Source organism: Acidimicrobiia bacterium (genome assembly GCA_040881685.1).
Lineage (GTDB): Bacteria > Actinomycetota > Acidimicrobiia > IMCC26256 > PALSA-555 > SHVJ01.
The window spans coordinates 18,536-37,141 of record JBBECS010000011.1; the positions used below are offsets into that span (position 1 = coordinate 18,536).

General features: G+C 69.0%; 19 protein-coding genes, 1 pseudogene and 1 riboswitch. Of the genes and pseudogenes, 10 read left to right on the plus strand and 10 right to left on the minus strand.

What is annotated here, in order from left to right; all coding sequences use genetic code 11:
• The first annotated feature begins 263 nt into the window (after window positions 1-263).
• The 5 genes from WEE69_02810 to WEE69_02830 all read left to right on the plus strand — a co-directional run bounded on the left by WEE69_02810 (window position 264) and on the right by WEE69_02830 (window position 6,638).
• A complete protein-coding gene (locus tag WEE69_02810; GenBank protein MEX1144215.1) occupies window positions 264-3,173 on the plus strand; it encodes a LuxR C-terminal-related transcriptional regulator in 2,910 nt (969 codons plus the stop codon).
• Between the two features lie 144 nt (window positions 3,174-3,317).
• Window positions 3,318-3,590 carry a hypothetical protein gene (locus tag WEE69_02815; GenBank protein ID MEX1144216.1) on the plus strand — a complete coding sequence of 91 codons (273 nt, stop codon included), beginning with the start codon at window positions 3,318-3,320 and terminating at the stop codon, window positions 3,588-3,590.
• Between the two features lie 10 nt (window positions 3,591-3,600).
• The gene (locus WEE69_02820; GenBank protein ID MEX1144217.1) at window positions 3,601-4,719 is read left to right on the plus strand and encodes a substrate-binding protein; all 1,119 of its coding nucleotides are present in this window, start codon (window positions 3,601-3,603) and stop codon (window positions 4,717-4,719) included.
• Between the two features lie 132 nt (window positions 4,720-4,851).
• Window positions 4,852-5,841, plus strand: a complete 990-nt coding sequence (locus WEE69_02825; GenBank protein ID MEX1144218.1) for an ATP-binding cassette domain-containing protein — start codon at window positions 4,852-4,854, stop codon at window positions 5,839-5,841.
• Window positions 5,838-6,638: an ABC transporter permease gene (locus WEE69_02830; protein MEX1144219.1), complete on the plus strand. Its 801-nt coding sequence runs from the start codon at window positions 5,838-5,840 to the stop codon at window positions 6,636-6,638. Before WEE69_02825 ends, WEE69_02830 begins: the two co-directional genes overlap by 4 nt.
• Window positions 6,639-6,662: 24 nt before the next feature.
• On the opposite strand, the gene WEE69_02835 is transcribed toward WEE69_02830, so the two are convergent.
• The 8 genes and pseudogenes from WEE69_02835 to WEE69_02870 all read right to left on the minus strand — a co-directional run bounded on the left by WEE69_02835 (window position 6,663) and on the right by WEE69_02870 (window position 13,157).
• Window positions 6,663-7,337, minus strand: a complete 675-nt coding sequence (locus WEE69_02835; GenBank protein MEX1144220.1) for a TIGR03086 family metal-binding protein — start codon at window positions 7,335-7,337, stop codon at window positions 6,663-6,665.
• A 95-nt stretch (window positions 7,338-7,432) separates the two neighbouring features.
• Window positions 7,433-7,663, minus strand: a pseudogene (locus WEE69_02840) (SRPBCC domain-containing protein).
• A complete protein-coding gene (locus tag WEE69_02845) occupies window positions 7,660-8,001 on the minus strand; it encodes a metalloregulator ArsR/SmtB family transcription factor (protein MEX1144221.1) in 342 nt (113 codons plus the stop codon). Before WEE69_02845 ends, WEE69_02840 begins: the two are co-directional and overlap by 4 nt.
• 36 nt (window positions 8,002-8,037) lie before the next feature.
• Window positions 8,038-8,937: an SDR family oxidoreductase gene (locus WEE69_02850; GenBank protein MEX1144222.1), complete on the minus strand. Its 900-nt coding sequence runs from the start codon at window positions 8,935-8,937 to the stop codon at window positions 8,038-8,040.
• Between the two features lie 134 nt (window positions 8,938-9,071).
• Window positions 9,072-9,914 carry a hypothetical protein gene (locus WEE69_02855; GenBank protein MEX1144223.1) on the minus strand — a complete coding sequence of 281 codons (843 nt, stop codon included), beginning with the start codon at window positions 9,912-9,914 and terminating at the stop codon, window positions 9,072-9,074.
• Window positions 9,915-10,074: 160 nt separating this feature from the next.
• The gene (locus WEE69_02860; GenBank protein MEX1144224.1) at window positions 10,075-10,722 is read right to left on the minus strand and encodes a dihydrofolate reductase family protein; all 648 of its coding nucleotides are present in this window, start codon (window positions 10,720-10,722) and stop codon (window positions 10,075-10,077) included.
• 108 nt (window positions 10,723-10,830) lie between these two features.
• Window positions 10,831-11,610: a hypothetical protein gene (locus WEE69_02865; GenBank protein ID MEX1144225.1), complete on the minus strand. Its 780-nt coding sequence runs from the start codon at window positions 11,608-11,610 to the stop codon at window positions 10,831-10,833.
• The gene (locus tag WEE69_02870) at window positions 11,607-13,157 is read right to left on the minus strand and encodes a choice-of-anchor U domain-containing protein (GenBank protein MEX1144226.1); all 1,551 of its coding nucleotides are present in this window, start codon (window positions 13,155-13,157) and stop codon (window positions 11,607-11,609) included. Before WEE69_02870 ends, WEE69_02865 begins: the two co-directional genes overlap by 4 nt.
• A 96-nt stretch (window positions 13,158-13,253) precedes the next feature.
• Window positions 13,254-13,376, minus strand: a riboswitch (cobalamin riboswitch).
• Between the two features lie 52 nt (window positions 13,377-13,428).
• On the opposite strand from WEE69_02870, the gene WEE69_02875 reads away from it, so the two are divergent.
• From WEE69_02875 to WEE69_02885, 3 genes are read left to right on the plus strand one after another with little or no spacing between them, the layout of a single operon-like run.
• Window positions 13,429-14,556, plus strand: a complete 1,128-nt coding sequence (locus tag WEE69_02875; protein ID MEX1144227.1) for a hypothetical protein — start codon at window positions 13,429-13,431, stop codon at window positions 14,554-14,556.
• A complete protein-coding gene (locus WEE69_02880) occupies window positions 14,553-16,118 on the plus strand; it encodes an ATP-binding cassette domain-containing protein (protein ID MEX1144228.1) in 1,566 nt (521 codons plus the stop codon). The genes WEE69_02875 and WEE69_02880 overlap by 4 nt, the downstream gene beginning before the upstream one ends.
• Window positions 16,115-16,912 (plus strand): ECF transporter S component, encoded by a 798-nt coding sequence (locus WEE69_02885; GenBank protein MEX1144229.1) that lies wholly within the window; start codon window positions 16,115-16,117, stop codon window positions 16,910-16,912. The genes WEE69_02880 and WEE69_02885 overlap by 4 nt, the downstream gene beginning before the upstream one ends.
• A gap of 18 nt (window positions 16,913-16,930) precedes the next feature.
• Here the strand turns inward: WEE69_02885 and WEE69_02890 are convergent, their stop codons facing one another.
• The gene (locus tag WEE69_02890) at window positions 16,931-17,110 is read right to left on the minus strand and encodes a hypothetical protein (GenBank protein ID MEX1144230.1); all 180 of its coding nucleotides are present in this window, start codon (window positions 17,108-17,110) and stop codon (window positions 16,931-16,933) included.
• Window positions 17,111-17,190: 80 nt separating this feature from the next.
• On the opposite strand from WEE69_02890, the gene WEE69_02895 reads away from it, so the two are divergent.
• Window positions 17,191-17,343 (plus strand): hypothetical protein, encoded by a 153-nt coding sequence (locus WEE69_02895; GenBank protein MEX1144231.1) that lies wholly within the window; start codon window positions 17,191-17,193, stop codon window positions 17,341-17,343.
• Between the two features lie 42 nt (window positions 17,344-17,385).
• Window positions 17,386-17,661 carry a DUF2277 domain-containing protein gene (locus WEE69_02900; GenBank protein ID MEX1144232.1) on the plus strand — a complete coding sequence of 92 codons (276 nt, stop codon included), beginning with the start codon at window positions 17,386-17,388 and terminating at the stop codon, window positions 17,659-17,661.
• Between the two features lie 16 nt (window positions 17,662-17,677).
• On the opposite strand, the gene WEE69_02905 is transcribed toward WEE69_02900, so the two are convergent.
• The gene (locus WEE69_02905; protein MEX1144233.1) at window positions 17,678-18,550 is read right to left on the minus strand and encodes a hypothetical protein; all 873 of its coding nucleotides are present in this window, start codon (window positions 18,548-18,550) and stop codon (window positions 17,678-17,680) included.
• Window positions 18,551-18,606: the final 56 nt, after the last annotated feature.

An 18,606-nucleotide genomic window follows, 5' to 3' on the forward strand; every position in this document is an offset into this window, starting at 1 on the left:
CCGCGCAATCCATGAACCGCGCCCCCCTCGAGCACCCCGACGGGCGCGGTTTCCAGCGCGGCCTGTCACCGAATTTGTCACCAGTGGGGACGAACTCGGGGCACCTGGACGCACGTCTCATAACCCGAAGGTCGTGGGTTCAAATCCCACCCCCGCCATCATCGAAGCAACAGCAGAGGCCCCGAACCACGAGTTCGGGGCCTTCCTGTTGGTGCGAATAGTTGTTGCGGGCTGCTTGACTGGCTGGCGCGAGGGGGTCGGGGATGGTCGAGCTGCCGACAGGGACGGTGACGTTCCTGTTCACCGACATCGCGGAATCGCGGCGGCGCTGGGAGGAAGCGCCGACCGACATGGCCGAGGCGCTGCGTGTGCACGACGCCATCGTGCGGAACGCGATCGAACGCAACGGTGGCTTCGTGTTCGGCACCGGCGGCGACGGGATGCGCGCGGTGTTCTCGACGCCCGCCGAGGCGGCCGCGGCGGCGAGCGAGTCCCAGGAGCAGCTGTACGACCGCGGCGCCGTCGATGTCGCGGTCCGCATGGCCCTGCACACTGCTGAGGCGACCGACCGCGACGGGAGCTACGCCGGCAGCGAGGTGAACCGCGCCGCGCGGTTGCTGTCGCTCGGGCACGGCGGCCAGGTGCTCGTCTCGGACGCGACCGAGGTGCTGCTGCGCAACCGGGTCGCGCTGCGGCCGCTGGGCGAGCACCGGCTCCGCGGCGCGCGCGGCGCAATGTCGGTGCACCAGCTCGTGACCGACGGGCTTCCGGCCGACTTCCCGGTGCTCCAGAGCGTCGACCAGTTCACGGGCAACCTCCCGCAGCAGCGGAGCTCACTGGTCGGTCGCGAGCCGCTGGTCGAGGAGGTCGCCGAGCTCGTGCGGTCGAGCCGTCTCGTCACCCTGACCGGTGTCGGCGGGGTCGGCAAGACGCGACTGGCGCTCGAGGTAGCGGCCGAGCTAGCCGACGAGTTCCCCGATGGCGTGTGGATGGTCGAGCTGGCATCGGTCGGCGACCCGGCGGCCGTCCCGGCCGCGATCGCGGCCGTGCTGGGCGTCACGCCACAGGGCGACGCGCGGCTCATCGATGCGGTGGCCGAGTCGCTCGGCGGTCGGCAGCTGCTCCTCGTCGTCGACAACTGCGAGCACGTCCAGGCCGCGGCGCGCGCGGCCGTCGCGGCGATGCTCGCCCGCTCCGGCGACGTCAAGCTCCTTGCGACGTCGCGAGAGACCCTCGTGTTCGACGAGGAAGCGGCGCTCACCGTCGCGCCGCTGGCACTGGACGGGGGCGTTGCCTCGGATGCAGTCACGTTGTTCGTGGACCGCGCCCGCACCGTCCGGGCCGACTTCGGCTTCGACGAGCCGGAGACCGCGACCGCGGTGATCGAGATCTGCCGAACCCTCGACGGCATCCCACTGGGGATCGAGCTGGCAGCCGCGCGGATGGTGGCCATGAGCGCGGTCGAGGTCAGGGATCGGCTCGCCGACCGGTTCCGCCTGTTGCAGGGCTCGCAGCCGGGGCCGGATCGCCAGCTCACGCTGGGCCACGCCGTGGAGTGGTCCTACGACCTGCTGACCGACGACGAGCGCGAGCTGCTTCGCCAGACGTCGGTGTTCGCGGGTGGCTTCGATCTCACGAGCATCTGCGCGGTGGTCGACGCCGCCGACGACGTCGACGTGCTGCGCCTGCTCGACTCGTTGGTCCGCAAGTCGCTCGTCGTCGCCGACCACAGCGGCACGCGCACCCGGTACGGCCTCTTCGAGACCATCCGCCAGTTCGCGAATGACCGGTTGGCCGAGGCGGGCTCGCTCGAGCCGGCCCGTGATCGCCACGCCGAGTACTTCGCGCGGGAGGCGACGGCTCGGTGGGAGCACTGGGACGGCCCCGGATGGCGCGCCGCGGTCGATTGGGTCGAGGTGGAGCTGGGCAACCTGCGATCGGGCTACCGGTGGAGCGCGGGGCGCGGTGAGCTGGAGGCGGCGACCGACATCGCCGCGCACGCTGCGCTGATGGGCTTCTCGGTGCAGCTGTTCGAGACGCTGGCATGGGCCGAGGAGCTGCTCGAGCCCGCGGCCGCGGCCGATGTGCGCCGGCTCCCTCGCCTCTACACCGCGGCCGGATACGCATGCTTCGCGGGGAGAGCGGAGTCAGCGCGTGCGAACGCACACCGGGCGACCGAACTGGAGGACGACCCCCACTACGACGCGTGCGAACCCGGCTACGCGTCGTTCATCGAGGCGTTGGCGAGCGTGTACTGCGGCGACCTCGACCGCTACGTCGAGCTCACCGGCGCGGTGGCAGAGCGGTACGGGAGCGACCGCGGCTACGCCATCGCCTCCTATGTGGACGGTCTCCAGTCGTGCGGCCAGATCGAGGAGGCGCTCGCGCTCGCCGAGAAATCGATCACGGTGGCACGATCGCTGGGCAACCCCTATTGGATCTCGTACGCGCTCTGGATCACGGGGATGGCGTTCGCCAAGGCCGACGTGCGCCGCGCGTTCGCGGCATGGGACGAGGGCGTCGACTTCGTGCGTGAGCACCGCGTGCAGTTCTTCGAGGGCTTCCTCGCACGCGACGCCGGCCGTCTGCACACCTCCGACGGCGAGCCTGAAACCGCGCTGGTGCTGTTCGCCGAGGCCATCGCCGCGTTTCAGCGCGCGGGCAACGTGCCGCAGCTGATCATCACCCTGGCGAGCGTACCGGCGCTGTTCGAACGGCTCGACCGCCTCGTACCGGCGGCGACGCTGCTCGGCGCGCTGTCGCGCGAGCCGTCGAGCCTGCATCACGTGCCCGAGCTCGGCGAGCTCGGCGACCGGGTCGGCCGCAAGCTCGGCGCGACACGCGCCGCGGAGCTGGAGACGGTGGGTGCCGGGTTCGACCTCGGCGCCGCGGCCGCGTACGCGCGTCGACAGATCGATGTCGCGCGCCGCGACCCGGACCCACGGGCGCGCCAGGCGCGGCCCGGCGGCCTGAGCCGGCGGGAGCTGGAGGTGCTGCGACTCGTGGCCGACGGCCGGACCTCGGGCGAGATCGCCACGCAGCTCTTCATCTCACCGAGGACGGCGGAGCACCACGTGCAGCACATCTACACGAAGATCGGCGTCTCCAGCCGCGCCGCGGCAACCCGTTGGGCCGTCCAGCACCAGGTGGTCGACGGACCCGACGGAGCGTAGGGAGGCCGAGCCCCTTTCATCGGGAAATGGGTAGGTCTACCGATGCCGCAGAGACAGCCGATCCGGAGAATCCCCTGTGACGCCGACCGAACCCGGCTGGCGCGAAGCGGATCCACAGCGATCCATGCACAAAGGGGAACATCCATGATCCTGGCCACGACGACAGTCAAGGACGTCGACCACTTCCTGGACGTCTTCGGCACGAAGGGCGCCGAGAAGCGTGCGCTCCACGGCTCGAAGGGCGCCACCGTGTTCCGCGACCCCACGGAGGACAACCGCGTCTGGGCGCTCTTCGACTGGGATGAGCAGGGCTGGGCCGCCTTCGTCTCCGACCCCGACGTGCCGCCGATCCTCGCGGACGCCGGCCACCTCGGGAAGCCGGAGGCCGCGCTGCTCCTCGGCTCCTACGGGGCATGAGGAGGCCACGATGACCAGCGCGATCAACCGCTCGGCCCGGGTGGGCCTCGTCACCGACCAGACCGGTGCTCTCTCCTTCATGGGCATCGCCAACGTCAACGTCGCCAAGATGGTGATCGACGACATCAATGCACGGGGCGGCCTGCTCGGCCGGCCCATCGAGCTGTTCGTCGAGGACAGCGCGACCGACGACGACGTCGCGGCAGCCGCCGCGGCGAAGCTCGTCGGTGCGGACGTCGACGTCGTCGTCGGTGGCATCTACAGCTCCACTCGCCAGGCCATCAAGGGATCGGTGGTCGACGAGGCGGAGAAGCTCTACCTCTACCCGGAGCAGTACGAGGGTCAGGAGTGTCACCCCCTGATCTTCTGCACCGGTCCGGTGCCCGCCCAGCAGATCGACCCGTTCTTCCCGTGGCTCATGCAGGAGACGGGTGCGAAGACCTTCTATCTGCCGTCGGCCGACTACATCTGGCCGCACACGCTGAACAGGAGGGTCCGTGAAGTCGTGACCGCCCGCGGCGGTGCGATCGTCGGCGAGGAGTACTTCCCGCTCGATCACACCCACTACGAGCACGTGGTCGACGACATCATGGCGAGTGGTGCGGAGGTCGTGTTCAACACGATCGTCCCGCCGGGGCTGACGCCCTTCCTCGAGCAGCTGCACCGTGCGGGGTTCACGCGTCGAGGTGGGACGATCGTCTGCACCTACTTCGACGAGAACTTCCTGAACCTCGTGCCGGCCGAGCAGGTCGAGGGCCTGTACGGGTGCCTCGACTACTACCGCGCGGTCGACGACCCGTTCAGCATCGAGCTCCTCAACCGGTATGAAGCGCGTTACCCGGGGAGCGCGATGTTCACGGCGGGGAGCGCGTGCACGGGCACCTACCGGGCGCTCAAGCTCTGGGCGGCCGCCGTCACCGAAGCGGGGTCGCTCGACCAGGGCGACGTCATCGGAGCGCTCGACCATGCCCGGATCGCGGACGGGCCGGGAGGCCCCGCCGAGATGGTGCCGGGTCAGCACCACGTGCGGATGAACATGTACATCGCCCGGTCGGAGGGCGGCACGTTCAAGGTGGTGGAGAACCTCGGTCACATCGACCCGAAGGAGTGCGAGGTCGGGCGGGCCTGACCGGCTCCACGGTCACCACCGCAAAGCAACCAGACAGCAGGTCAGGGGCCCCGGGCGACGAGCTCGGGGCCTCCCTGCATCTTTGGGTTGCTCGGTTCTCGGGTACGAGGCGCGGTTTGCGAGAATCGGTCCATGGATCTGATGATCGAGGCAAAGGGCCTCACGAAGCGCTTCGGCAAGGTCGAGGCGCTTGCCGGCCTGGACCTGGACGCACCATCCGGATCGGTGATGGCGATCCTCGGTCCGAACGGCGCGGGGAAGACGACGTTCGTCCGCACGATCGCCACGCTGCTCCGTCCGGATGCCGGCGTGCTGCGCGTCGGCGGCGTCGATGTCGCCAAGGACCCCAAGCAGGTGCGACGGTCGATCGGCCTCGCGGGTCAGTTCGCGGCCGTCGAGCCCGCGCTCACGGGCCGCGAGAACCTGCGGATGGTTGCTCGCCTGTTCGGGCACGACCGACGCGCCGGCAACGCCGCGGCCGACGAGGTGCTCGAGCAGCTCGGGCTCTCCGACGCGGGCGACCGGCTCGTGCGCACCTATTCCGGCGGCATGCAGCGCCGACTCGACCTGGGCGCGAGCCTCGTCGGCGCGCCGCGGCTGCTGCTGATGGACGAACCGACGACCGGTCTCGACCCGCGGAGCCGGAACGATCTCTGGCTCAACATCGAGTCGCTCGCCAAGGGCGGCACCGACGTCCTGCTCACGACGCAGTACTTGGATGAAGCGGACCGCCTCGCCGACAAGATCGCGATCATCGACCACGGTCGGCTCATCGCCTCGGGGACGAGCAACGAGCTCAAGTCGCAGATGGGTCGCGACGTGATCGACGTGCGTCCCTCCGACAACGCCGACCTGGAACGCGCGGCACAGGCGCTCGGCGCCGAGGCGACCGTCGACGCCGCCCGCTCGCGGGTCTCGCGCCCCGTGACCCAAGGCGCCGATGAGCTCGTTGCCGCGGTCCAGGCGCTCGGCAACGCCGGGATCGCGCTCGACGACATCTCAATGCGGCGGCCGACACTCGACGACGTCTTCTTGACGCTGACCGGTCACACGGCTGACGCCGAAGCGGACGACGAGTCCGAGGGCGAATCCGGGCCCGCCGTCGGGGAGGTGTCGCCATGACCGTCACGGCTCCGACGTCGACCGCGAGCTGGCTCACCATCGCTACCACGGTCGCGGCGCGGACGATCGTCAAGATCCTCCGCACGCCCCAGATCGTCGGCATCGCGATCGTGCAGAGCATCGTGTTCCTTCTCATGTTCCGGTACGTGCTCGGTGGCGCGATCGGCGTGAAGGGCGTTTCGTACGTCGATTTCCTCGTGCCTGGCTTCGTCGTGGCGGGCTTGCTGTTCACGGCGGGCGGATCGGCGGTCGCCGTCGCCGAGGATGCGGCATCCGGCCTGTACGACAGGTTCCGCTCCCTTCCCATCTCGGACACCGCCGTGCTGATCGGGCGCGCCATCGCCGACGCCGCGCTGATGGTGCTGGTCGGCCTTGTCACCCTCGGCGTCGGCTTCCTCGTCGGCTTCGGGATCGATGCCAGCGCGCTCGACGTGCTCCTCGCAGTCGGGCTCCTCGTCGTCTACGCGCTCGGCGTCGCCGGGGTCTTCGTGTGGCTCGGGCTCGTCAGCGGCGGCGCGCAGGCGGCGCAAGGGCTGAGCATCCTCGCCGTTCCGTTTTCGTTCGTGTCGAGCGCGTTCGTGCCGGTGAAGTCGATGCCGGACGTGCTCGAGGCCTTTGCCGACTGGCAGCCGCTGACCTTCATGGTGAACTCCTGGCGCGGCCTGCTGCTCGGCGACTCCGCGATCGCAAGCTTCGAGCACAGCCTCGACTACTACGTCATCGGCTCAGTGGCGTGGGCGGTCGGGCTCGCCATCGTCATCGCCCCGCTCGCAATGAGGGCCTACCGCAAGCGTTGACGCGCCAGCGGTCGCTGGCGAACGTCACACTCGTCGACCGGTGAAGGCGATCAGCTGGACGAGCGGCGATGCGCCGACGGGTGGGTCGACCGCCGCGGCGAAGGTGTCGCCGTCGCGCATGTCTTCCGAGATGGCCTGATGCGCGAACGCGTCGACCTCCGCCACGAGGTTCGCGGGCGGGTCGTAGGCCTGGCCGGTGGCGGTGGCGATGTCCCATGCGTGCACGAGGCCGTCGAGGGCCACGAACCGCGCGAACGTGTCTCCAGGTACCTCGCCGAACGGCGCCTTGATGGTGCGGTCGAGCGCCCCGGGGCTGCGGACTGCTGCTTGGAGGTCGGTCATCGCCACCGGGAAGGCGGACACGACGTCCCCCTGGGAAGACGGTTCACTCGGCGCGTCGCCGCGGAATGCCGCCGCGAAGATCGTTGCTCCGCCGACCATGTGCCCGAGGACATCGCGCACGGCGAACGCGGCGCACGGCGTCGGGGCATCGAGCTGGGCGTCATCGAGCGACGCCACCATCGCCGTCAGCAGCGGCAGGACGGTGTCGAGCTGGTCGCGTGGATCCATCGGGGCTCCTTCGATCTTCCTCGGTAGGTGGTCGGTAGCAAGCACTGCCGCCTCTCGGTCGCGGCCGTGCCGGATGAGATGGGTCAGCTCCTCGTCCCACGAGGGCTGGAGCCGGCGACGCTCGGACATTCGTTGATTGTCGGCCAGTCAAACGCCCCCCGCATCCCCTGCTTTCACCAACGTGATCCGGATCGCGATGGTGCATTTGACCCACGTCGGTCGCCCTCGCGGACGACCCAACGCCACTGGCCGCCCACGCGCAGGTCAACCTCACAGACGAGCCACTCCGACGTGTCGAAGCCCCACCAGCGCCTGACGAGCTCGGGCGTGGTCCACGCCTTGAAGACCATCGCGGCCGGGGCGTCGAAGACGCGGGTGATGAGGATCTCGGTATCCGACGGCAGGGCGACCACGGCGGAGCCGTGGCGGTTGCTGACGGTGTCGTTGCTGCTCATGGTGCTCTCTCCTCGGTTTGGAGCTCGGCGAGCAGGTCGTCGAGCCGGTCGAGACGGGCGTTCCAGGTGCGCTCGAACGTGCGCACCCAGTCGTGGACGGGCTTCAGCGCCGGGCCGTTGACCCGGTACCAGCGACGCCGGCCGTCCGCACGGACGAGCACGAGACCGACCGTCCGCAGCACGGCGAGGTGCTTGGACACCTGCGGCTGGCTGAGGCCGAGCCGGTCGACGAGCTCGCCGACCGTTGCCTCCTCGGCGCCCAAGGCGTCGAGGAGGTCGCGTCGACTCGCCTCGGCGACGGCGTTGAACGCATCGGTCGTCGTCGGCGTGCGAGCCATGGGGAGATCATATGCTGATATCGGAATATGTCGACCCTACCCGATGTGTTGCCAGATGTCGGGCTGTGAGTCGTCGACGTCCGTGAACCCGTATTCGTGTGCGAGCTGGGCCGAGCTGACCGATTGCTGGTTCCAACGGGTTCGGTCGGGATCCGATGCCATTGCAACGACCGCGCGCCCGACGTAGCGCGGCGACTCCGAGTGCACGAAGTCGGGTGGGGTGGCGGCGTCGCGCCAGTTCTCCTCGGTGGTGTCGAAGATGTCGAGCATCAGCTCCGACCGAAGCCAGCCCGGCGTGATCGCGACCGCGGTCGCGCCGTGGCGTTCCAGCTCATGGCCCTGCGAGAAGGCCAACCGGTTCACCGCAACCTTGGCCAGGTCGTAGTACACCGAGATGCGGTACCGCGTCGCGTTGTAGTCGAGGGTTCCGTCCGTCACCTCCACGAGCAGGCCGCCGGGCTGGTCGATGAGGAGCGGGAGGAGGTGATGCGACGTGATGAGGTGGGTGTCGATGGCGAGCCGCAGGATGCGCAGGCCGTTCTGGAGGTCGTGCTCCCAAATGGGGGTGTCCCATTCATCGGGGCCCCCCTTCAGCAGCTCGGCACCCCAGATGTCGTTGACGAGCACGTCGATATGTCCATGGTCGTCGCGGATCTGCTCGGCGAGCTTCTTCACCTGGTCGGCGTCGAGATGATCGACCGCGATCGCGACGCCAATGCCCCCGAGGTTGGTGACGAGCTCGGCGGTCTCTTCGATGGTCTCGCTTCGGTCGTAATCGGATTGGAGTGATCCCTTACGACTGGTGCGACCCGTGCACACCACCGTTGCGCCCGCTTCGCCCAACGCCGCAGCGATGCCACGCCCGGCGCCGCGCGTCGCCCCCGCAACGACGGCAACGCGACCGCGCAGGGCGTCTCGATCAGGCGACCATTCCATGCCTCAAGTCTGCCCACTCTTCCCTGAGGAACCAACGGCCGGCGCCCTGCACGCGATCCCGCCACGCGAGACTGCGTGGGTCGCGAGTTTTCGCGATCCCACGCAGCCCCGGTGGATGGTGAGTCGTCGTTGCCTCAGCCGGTGAGCTTGGGTGTCGCCAGAACCGGGATGGCAGGCGCGCCACCCGTCCCCGTGCCACCAGTCCCCGTGCCGCCGGTGGGCGTGCCGCCGGTGGGGGTGCCTGTCGGCGTTCCACCGGTGACGTCGGTATCGGTGACGATGTTGGTGATCGTGGTCGTACAGCTCACCCTGCCGCCGCCACCGTCCGCGGAATCCTCATTGCACTGATTCACCGTTACGGGCAGGCTCGAGCTCGACGTGCCCGAGGCCGAACAATGTGAGAACTCGGGAGCGAAAGTCACGAGACCGCCACCATTGCCCGTGCGATTGTTGCATTGGAAGATCGTGGCACCTCCCGCGTTCGAGACCGGGCTGCAGGTGTGTGGCGCAGTGCCGAGACCGTCGGGCTGATTGTTGTTGCACTGGTTGACGGTCGCCGTTGTCGCGGCTTGTGCCCCGCTCACGGCGATGTTGTTGATGATGTTGACGTGACACCGCAGGGTCCCGCCGCCGCCACGTGCGGAGGTGTTGCACTGGTTCACCGAGGTCACGATGTCCGTCGAGGTCAAGACGGTCGTAGCGCCGAGGTGATTGGTGGTCGTGATGACCGAGCCGGTTGTGCTCGGGCTGTCGGTCAGCGTGTTGATGACCGCGACGTCACAGTCCACGGTCAGACCAGGCGTGTTGTAGACGTTGTTGCACTGGTTCACCGAGATCGGCGCGGCCGAAGCCGGCTTCGTGGTGGACTCGAGCGCTACCGCGCTGAACCCGACGGCAAGCAGAATCGAGGCGAACAGGCTCGTCAGGAGTCGGACGCGCTTGGGCCCGCGACGAGGTTCATTGATGGGACCGTTCATGATCAACACTCCTTCTCGCTGGGAGCGTTGAGGGCAGGGTCTAGGTCCCCGAGACGTCACCGGGTCGGTGACATGGCCGCATCGATGGAACTCACGTCCCATCAAGTTGAGCGCTCTATCCCAGGGTTATCGGCCGGCACGTCACGAGACTTGAGCCGGCTTACGCACTCCTGGCGAATCGGGCATGCGCAACAGATGGCGAGCTGAGGAACTCGACGCACTCGTAGCCGACGGGTCCGCCGTCGAGGTGGTCGAAGAGCCGCTCGCCGCTTCCCAGCAGGATCGGCACGAACGCGAGGTGCATCTCGTCGATCAGGCCCGCACCGAGGTACTGCTGAATGGTGGCGGCACCGCCGCCGATCCGCACGTCGTTGCCGTCGGCCGCGTCCAATGCTTGCTCGAGTGCCGCATCGATGCCGGCCTCGACGAAGTGGAACGTGGTCCCGCCCTCCATCGTGATCGCCGCTCGCGGGTGGTGGGTGAGCACGAACACCGGGTGGTGGTACGGCGGTGTGTCGCCCCACCAACCCGTCCAGCTCTCGTCGCCCCATGAGCCACGGATCGGGCCGAACATGTTGCGCCCCATGATGGTGGCGCCGATGCCTTCGTCGCCCCGCGCGATGAAGTCGTCATCGATGCCTGGTTCGCCACCATCCATGCCTTGCATCTTGCGGAACGCGCGGGTCGCGAACGCCCATTCGTGCAGTCCCCGGCCGCCCACACCGAGCGGGTTGTCGACGTCCTGATCCGGCCCGGCCGCGTATCCGTCGAGTGACACCGCGAAGTTGTGCACGCGCAGCTTTGGCATTGCTCCTCCTCTCCCTGGTGACAGCTCAGAGCTCCGCCTGCACTGTTTCCTCGGGCTGACCTTTGAGTGTCCGAGTCTCGTGTCCGTTCGGCAGGCGCGGGACTGGACTCAGACCAGCCGGCGGTGGCGTCGGAACCAGAGGCCGGCACCACCGAGCGCGACGACCAGGCCGCCGGCGACGATGACGCCAACAGGGGAGTTGCCGTCGTCACCGGCTTGGATGTTGGGGCGACCCCCGCGCTTGGGCCCGCTCGTTTGCTCGCTCGATGCGCCGTTGTTGTTGGGCGAACGTGTCGACGTGGTGGTGACCTCTGTGCCGGCGGGCGCGGGCGTGCCGTCGGGGCTCGTCTCCGTGGTCGCGCCTACGCCCGAGAAGCCGGACGGGTTCGACGGTGACGTCGGCGCGGGCGGGGGTGACGCGCACCCGGCCGTGTCACAGAACGAGTGGTACGGCGGTGGCTGTCCGGTCCCGTAGGCCCAACCCTCCACCGAGCCGTTGCTCACCGGACTGCTGCCCGCGGCGGAGCCGGCGTACTGCCAGCTGCTCGATCCCGGCGGCGACTTCCAGTACGACCAGTACTTGCCTGTCGTCTCACCGAGACACTCGCCAGGAACCGCGGGGTTCCCGACGCCGTTGATCTTGCACACCGCGGTGCCCTGCCCCGAGTACCCGATCGTCTCGACGCTCGCGACCATCTGGAGCGCCTGGAGCCCGTTGATCGTGCCGCTGAACGAGATCGTGCGAGGGCTGTCGTTGCCGATCACGATCACGGCACGACTCGACGCGGCGTGCGCGACCGGTGCTGGTGCGATTGCGGTCGCGCTGGTGAAGATCGCCAGCGCCACCGCTGTCGCCGCGACGGCGCGCCGAAGCACGCGACTCCTCATCCGGTCAACCTCGGATCCGCGATGACTGCGGTCGGGACCCCAGGCGCGGCGGCCGGACTGACGACCGCCGGTCCGCTGGGGTCGAGGATGACACCGTTCGTGGTGTCGTCATCATCCCCGGGACCGTGGTCGGTCAGGGTCAGCGTGATGACGTTCCCGGCGAAGGCCGCGTGGTCGGTGAAGTCCTGCCACGCGCCGTCATGGAGCTTGAAGTAGCGGGTCAGCGCGGGTCCGCCGTGGAGCGTGAGCTCCACCTGCACGGTGCCACCGGGCGTCACGCCGAGGACGAGGAAGGTCACGAGCCCGCGCGGGAACGTGGCGCCGGTCGGGGGAGCCGGAGAGCCGGGCGCAGCGCTCGCGGTGACGCTGCCGAGGCTGCCACCGGACGGCACTTCCAGCGTCAGGTAGCCACCGCTCGCGCCAGGCAGCGAGGCGACATTCGCCTGCTCGGCATCGGGGATGCCATCGTCGTTGCCGTCGCCGCCGTTCGGCGCGCCCCACTCGACCGCATCAGTCACGCCGTCAGCGTCGGTGCACGTGAGTGGCGACACCGACGTCGCGCGCGGGACCTCGACGCGCACGAGTCCCTGGATTGCCTGCGAGGTCGCGAACGTGTTGATGCCGAAGCCGTCGTTCGGGCTCGCGATGCGCCCGTCGGGCTGCTGCTGCGCGGCGAGGAAGGCATCACCGGCCGGGAGGAACGTCAGCCGCCCCGCAACGCCGAGCGCGAGCAAAGCGAGCGCGGTCGAGTTCGGATCGTCGGTGCCGAACGACTGCCACGCGCCCGTGCCCTGCTGGGCGGATTCGAGATAGTCGAGACCCAGCTCGACGTTGGCATCCGACGTGGTGCTGTCGTCGTCTTCGAGCAGGGTGAGGATGGCCGTGGCGGTCGTGTCGATGTCACCACCGGTGCCGGTGGCATCGCCGTCGAAGGACCACGATCCGTCCGACTTCTGTGACGCGTCGATCTGCGTGATCGTCGCGTCGGGAACGTCGCTGGCGCCCGCGGTCAGCGCATAGGCGCGGCCCGCCGTCAGGATCGAGTTGAAGGCGAACAGCGAGAAGCCGAACCGCCCGTCGACCCCGGGCGCTCCGAGCACGGTCACGAGGTTCGTGGTTCCGCCGTCGCATTTGGGATCGAAGGACGTGGCGTCGATCCCGAGTGGGTTCGTCACCTGCACGATGACCTTTGCCGCCTGGCCTTTGGTGATCGGGGTGTCGGCGAGGTCATCGAACGCCTCGAGTGGGCTGTTGTCCGAGCCGCCGAAGCGGGTGGCCGCGACCTCCGCCATCGCGGCGTCGGCGTCCCACGAGCCCCCCGGCTGTGCGGCCGACGCGATGGCGAACGTCGCGTCGGATGTCTCGAAGCCGGGGAAGTTCGCGACTTCGAAGCCCCCATCGGCTTCTTGTTGCGTCCGCAGCCAGGCGAGCGCCTGGTTGACGGTTGCTGACGCGCCGAGGGTTGGTGTGCCGATGAGCAATGCGAATGTTGCGAAAAGTGAAGCAAGCGCGACGAACGACACCGCGCGACGCGAGATGCCAGCCATGACCTTCCTCCGCCAGCCCCTGGTCCACGAGGGCCGTATCGCGACCACCCCGAAGGGCGGCGTCCCCATTGGGAGCGCCGGTGGCCCGGCGGACGGCGGCGGGTAGCCTGGCTTGCGGAGTGCGAACGCCGGTTGTCCGGCGGCCGCAGCGCCGCTCACAGTTGCGGGTCAGCGTCGGTCTCGCACCGACTTCCCCCGTCCCCGGCGTGCCGGGAACCACACGCAGCATCCGGGCTGCGCGTGACCGCTGTCAGAGATGACCGTACCCACGATGCCCGAGCCGTCGCAAACGTCTGCGCACACGGAACGTCCGTGGCACGCGGTCACGTGGTTGTGCTGGGCACTGGCTGGCACGACCGCGATCCAGCTCGCAGACAATCCGCTCTACGTGCTGGTCGTGATCGGCGTGGCGTGGGTCGTGGTGTCCGCCCACGGGCGCGAAGGCCCGTTCGCTCGGGCGTTCCCCTGGCTGGTGGGGTTGGCGGCCGCCTTTGGCGTGCTTCGGGTCGTCCTGACCGCGGCCACGACCCACGGTGGCTCGGACGTGCTGTTCACGACGCCTTCGTTCACGCTTCCTGAAGTCCTCGGTGGCTTCACGGTCGGCGGAACGGTCGAGACCCCCGTGGTCGTCCATGCCGCCGCCGAGGGCCTGGTGATCGTGGGCATCGTTGCCGTCTTCGCCGCGTTCAACGCCGTCGTCTCGCACTACGAGCTCGTGCAGACCGCGCCGCGGGCATTCCACGAGCTGGGGCTCGTCGTCGTTGTGGCACTCGCGTTCGTCCCATCGATCATCACCGCCGCGCACGATGTCGGTGAGGCGGATCGAGCTCGAACCGGGGGGCGCGTCGTGCGTCGGGGACGGCTCCTCCGGCGACTCGTGCCCGTGTTGGAGAGTGGGCTGGAACGGGCGATCACGCTCTCGGAATCGCTCGACTCGCGCGGTTTCGCCCACCGGGGGCCGTCGGCTCGCGAGCGCGGTGCCGGCTGGTTCGGCGCGCTGGCGCTGCTCTCGCTCGGCGCAGGGTTCGTCGCGCTGATCGCCCGCGAAGGGACCATCGCGCTCCTCCTCGCGATCGCTGGCGCGGTGGGTGTCGGCGTTGCGGTCCTGCTCGTGTCGGGCTCGTCCGAACGAGTTCGCTACCGCCGCCGTCGGATCGCCACCGCTGATTGGGTCTGCATCGCGGTCGTGATCGCGGCGCCGGTCCTGCTCGGCGTCGTGAGCCTGGTTGGTGACAGCACCCTGCTGTGGCCGACCGATCCATTGGGCTGGCCGACGTTGCACGTGCTCCCGGTGCTGGCATTGCTGGCGCTCGTGGTGCCGTGCATGCGAGCGCCGTCGACCAGCAGCGTGGTCGCGGCGCCACGGGTGACGGCGCGCGCTGCCGCGGAGGCCGCATGAGCGCGATCGCCTATAGCGCGGTTTCGTTCGCATACCCGGACAGCGACCTCGCGCTCCAGGACGTGACCCTCGAAGTCGCGCCGGGAGAGATCCTGCTCGTGGTGGGCAGCTCGGGCTCCGGGAAGAGCACCTTGTTGCGGTGCGCGAATGGTCTCGTGCCTCACTCGTCCGGCGGTCGATTCTCGGGTGACGTCATCGCATTCGGTCGCAGCACCCGATCGCATCACCCGCGGGAGCTGGCCGACGTCGTTGGCTTCGTCGGTCAAGATCCAGAGGCTCAGTTCGTCGTCGACCAGGTCGAGCACGACATCGCGTTCGTGCTCGAGAACCTGGGTGTGCCCGAATCCGCGATGCGCCGACGCGTGGAAGAGACGCTCGACGCACTCGGCATCGCGCACCTGCGGGACCGGTCGCCGTCGACGCTGTCGGGCGGGGAGCGCCAACGCGCGGCGATCGCCGGTGCCCTTGCCGCAGCGCCGAGTGCCCTCGTGCTCGACGAGCCGACCTCACAGCTCGATCCGCAGGGCGCCGACGACGTCCTTGCCGCGGTGTCGCGGCTCAACGCTGATCTCGGCACGACGGTCGTGTTCGCCGAGCACAGACTTGAACGCGCAGCACCGCTCGCCGATCGCGCGGTGATCGTCGATGGTGGGCACGCCGCACCGCCGGCCCCAACCCGCTCGGTCCTGGCTGGCTATGAGGGCGCCCCGAGTGTCACCCGCCTCGGGCGGCTGGTCGGATGGGATCCGCTGCCACTCACCGTCCGCGAGGCCCGGGCGGCCGCGGCCGCGCACCCATTGCTCGGAACGGCCGGGCCCGAACCAGCTGCCAGCGCGCGCGGAGATGTGCTGGTTCGCGCGAACGGTTTGAGCGTGAGCCTCGGCAGCACCCAGGCGTTGCGCGACGCGTCGCTCGATGTGTGCGAGGGGGAGGTCATCGCGCTCCTCGGGCGCAACGGCGCGGGCAAGACCACGTTGCTGCGTGCGCTCGCACGCTTGGTGAAAGCGGACCGGGGCAGCGTGGAAGGTTCGGCCACGGTCGGGTACGTGCCGCAGGACCCGGGGAGCATGCTCTTCGCTCCTACGGTGCGCCGCGAGGTGACCGAGACGCTGCGTCTCCTCGGCCAGCGCGACGACGGCGCCGTGGACGCCTGGCTCGATCGACTTGGCATCGGTCATCTGGCGGAGCACCACCCGCGCTCGCTCGCGGGAGGAGAACGTCAGCGGATCGCGATTGCTGCCGTCGCGGTGGGGGGCGCGAGCGTGTTGCTGCTCGACGAGCCCACTCGGGGCATGGACGCGGCGTCGCGCAGTGCGCTCGAGCACGCGGTGAAGGAGCACGCCGAAAAGGGTGGCGCCGTCATCCTCGCGACGCACGACATCGAGCTCGCCGCCCTGTGCGCGACGCGCGCCATTGTCCTCGGCGATGGTGAGGTGATCGCCGAAGGACCGGCGCGAGCCGTGCTCGCCGGCTCGCTGTACGCGCCGCAAGTGCTGCGGGTCCTGCCGCCGTTCCTGACCGTGGCCGACGTTGCGGCCGCGCTGGCACGGGAGTCCTCGTGAACACCACGTCGCAGCGCGTGCCGACCGCGATGGTCTACGTGCTCATGGTCGTCGTGGGCGTCGCGGCATTCCTATATCCGTTCTGGTTCCCGTCCAACGCATTCCCCGGCAGCGCACACGCCGGCGACGCGCCGCTCTGGGCCGCGGCGATCGGGGCCCTCGTCGTGGGGGCCGTCTCGCTCGAAGTGCGACGCGGGACCATGAACGGCGCGGTCGTGGCTGTGCTCGGCGTGCTCGGCGCGAGCGCCGCGCTGCTGCGCCTCATTGACCTGCCTGGCAACAACGCGGGCATTTTCTTCCTCGTCATCCTCGGCGGCGTCGCCTTCGGTCCTCGGTTCGGTGTGCTCCTCGGCATCACCGCGATGGCGACGTCGGCCGTCATCACCGGCGGCATCGGACCGTGGCTGCCGTTCCAGATGCTCGCCCTTTCGTGGATGGGTGGGACCGCCGGGCTCCTCGGTCGGTGGTCTGCTCGCCTCCCGGCGCGAGTCGAGGTCCTCGTGGTCGCCGGCTTCGGGTGGTGCTGGGGCTTCGCGTACGGCGCGGTGATGAACCTTTGGTCGTGGCCGTTCCTCCAGGGCGACGGCGACACGCTGTGGCGCCCCGGCCTCGGCGTGGGGCGGACCGCCGAGCACTATTGGGCGTACTACGTCGCCACGTCGTTCGGATGGGACGCCGCGGGCGCGCTGTGCAACGCCATCCTCCTGCTCGTCACCGGTTCCGCGCTCCTGCGCACACTCAGGCGCTTCGCGCACCGACTCGAGCCAGTCGTCGAGCTCGTGCCCACGACCTGAACCGGGCGGCTCCGTGACTCAGACGTGCAGCATCTCGTCGTCGATGGCCGCGGCTCGCTCGTACGCTCGAGCGAGACGATCGCGTGCCTCGTCGATCTGAGACTGGGTGAGAATCTCGACGACCAAGAGCTGTCGGACCGCATCACTCGCTTCGCAAAGCTCACGGTGCGCGGCAACAACCTTCTCGCGTTCAATCACAGCCTCAATCTACCTTGTTCTCGTTCGAACGTTCTCCGCGACCTCACGACGTGCGAAAATTCCGGTGGTACGCTGAGTATGTGCTGACGCAATGCGAGATCGATGGTTGCGTCAATGACGCGCAAGGAAAGTTGACCACGAGCGGCTACGAGCTCTGCTCCGACCATTATCAGCAATGGACGACGAACAACATGTTCGTCGTCGAGGATGACGGTAAGGTCGTTCTCAAGTAGCGCGTTTCGCTCGTTCGTTGAGCCTCACCTAGCCTGGGCTCCATGTGCCGAAACATCACGGAACTCAGGGGACTCGAACCGCCGGCGACGCGTGAGGAGGTCGAGGCTGCCGCTCGCCAGTTCGTGCGCAAGGTCAGCGGGATCACCCGACCCCGGGCCGAGATCGCCGAAGATCTCGACCGGGTCGCGCTCGACATCGCCGCCATGATCGAACCGCTCCTCGACCGGCTCCCTCCACGTCGTCAGCCACCGAAGACCATCCCGCCCCTGCGGCGTCCGGAAGTCCGCCAGCGGATGGGGCTCGCACCGCTCAGCTGACGCTGCGCTGGCGCGGTCACGAACGCAGGCCGCCCACCCGCCGCTCGACGGCTGCCGCGAAGCGGTCAGCCGCCGCCGACGCGTACGCGACGAAGTACGACGGCTCCGCCAGCTCGACCTCGAGAATCCGGGGATGCCCATCGGTGCCGGGCACGAGGTCCACGCGGCCGTAGAGCAGCTCGCTCCCACCGCAGGCCGTGATCGTGGCTTCTCCCACCCGCCGTTCCTCGGCGCTGGGCTCGCGCGCGGCGATCTCCTCGGGCGCGAAGAACTCATCGGTCGGCGCTGCATCGCGTTCGAGGATCGGTCCCTTGCGAAAGCCATGCGAGAAGGATCCGTCGAAGTAGACGAGGCCGGTCTCTCCGAGCGTGGCGATCCCTGCCTGATAAGGCTGGACCATCACGGCACGGTGCCGTTCGAGCAGGTCGCGCACGTGGAGCTCGGCTGCACGAGGATCGGAGTGGCGCGCGGTGTCCTTGGAGCCTGCCGAGATCACCGGTTTGACCACGACGTCGCCGCGCCGCTCCGAGAGGTCCGGAGCGTCGCCGCCCGGTTCGTAGAACTCGGTCGGCACAACCGGCAAGCCTCGGGCGGCGAGATCGGCGAGGTAGTGCTTGTCGGTGTTCCAACGCACGACACTCGGATCGTTCAGCACGGGTGTGCGTGCGGCCGTTGCATCGAGCCAGCGCAAGAACTCGTCGTATCGGGGGACGTAGTCCCACGGCGACCGGAGGACCACCAAGTCGTACGCGCCCCACTCCACGGTTTGGTCATCCCAGCAGGGCGAATCGGGCTCCAGGTGACGGCTGATGAGCGCGTCGAGCAGCGGATCGAGATCTTCGTCGGTGCCCAGGGCAGCCCTTGCCGTCACCAACGCGACGCGAGACATCGCAGAAGGCTACGGTGCGGCGCGCGTGACGCTGACACCCGAGGTGCTCCGAGCGC

Bases quoted from the DNA above. Each gene is read 5' to 3' on its own strand.
- WEE69_02810 (MEX1144215.1), top strand. From the start codon at position 264: ATGGTCGAGCTGCCGACAGGGACGGTGACGTTCCTGTTCACCGACATC.
- WEE69_02855 (MEX1144223.1), bottom strand. From the start codon at position 9,914: ATGAACGGTCCCATCAATGAACCTCGTCGCGGGCCCAAGCGCGTCCGA.
- WEE69_02845 (MEX1144221.1), bottom strand. From the start codon at position 8,001: ATGGCTCGCACGCCGACGACGACCGATGCGTTCAACGCCGTCGCCGAG.
- WEE69_02865 (MEX1144225.1), bottom strand. From the start codon at position 11,610: ATGAGGAGTCGCGTGCTTCGGCGCGCCGTCGCGGCGACAGCGGTGGCG.
- WEE69_02900 (MEX1144232.1), top strand. From the start codon at position 17,386: ATGTGCCGAAACATCACGGAACTCAGGGGACTCGAACCGCCGGCGACG.
- WEE69_02835 (MEX1144220.1), bottom strand. From the start codon at position 7,337: ATGTCCGAGCGTCGCCGGCTCCAGCCCTCGTGGGACGAGGAGCTGACC.
- WEE69_02875 (MEX1144227.1), top strand. From the start codon at position 13,429: ATGCCCGAGCCGTCGCAAACGTCTGCGCACACGGAACGTCCGTGGCAC.
- WEE69_02870 (MEX1144226.1), bottom strand. From the start codon at position 13,157: ATGGCTGGCATCTCGCGTCGCGCGGTGTCGTTCGTCGCGCTTGCTTCA.
- WEE69_02860 (MEX1144224.1), bottom strand. From the start codon at position 10,722: ATGCCAAAGCTGCGCGTGCACAACTTCGCGGTGTCACTCGACGGATAC.
- WEE69_02830 (MEX1144219.1), top strand. From the start codon at position 5,838: ATGACCGTCACGGCTCCGACGTCGACCGCGAGCTGGCTCACCATCGCT.
- WEE69_02815 (MEX1144216.1), top strand. From the start codon at position 3,318: ATGATCCTGGCCACGACGACAGTCAAGGACGTCGACCACTTCCTGGAC.
- WEE69_02850 (MEX1144222.1), bottom strand. From the start codon at position 8,937: ATGGAATGGTCGCCTGATCGAGACGCCCTGCGCGGTCGCGTTGCCGTC.
- WEE69_02880 (MEX1144228.1), top strand. From the start codon at position 14,553: ATGAGCGCGATCGCCTATAGCGCGGTTTCGTTCGCATACCCGGACAGC.
- WEE69_02905 (MEX1144233.1), bottom strand. From the start codon at position 18,550: ATGTCTCGCGTCGCGTTGGTGACGGCAAGGGCTGCCCTGGGCACCGAC.
- WEE69_02825 (MEX1144218.1), top strand. From the start codon at position 4,852: ATGGATCTGATGATCGAGGCAAAGGGCCTCACGAAGCGCTTCGGCAAG.
- WEE69_02820 (MEX1144217.1), top strand. From the start codon at position 3,601: ATGACCAGCGCGATCAACCGCTCGGCCCGGGTGGGCCTCGTCACCGAC.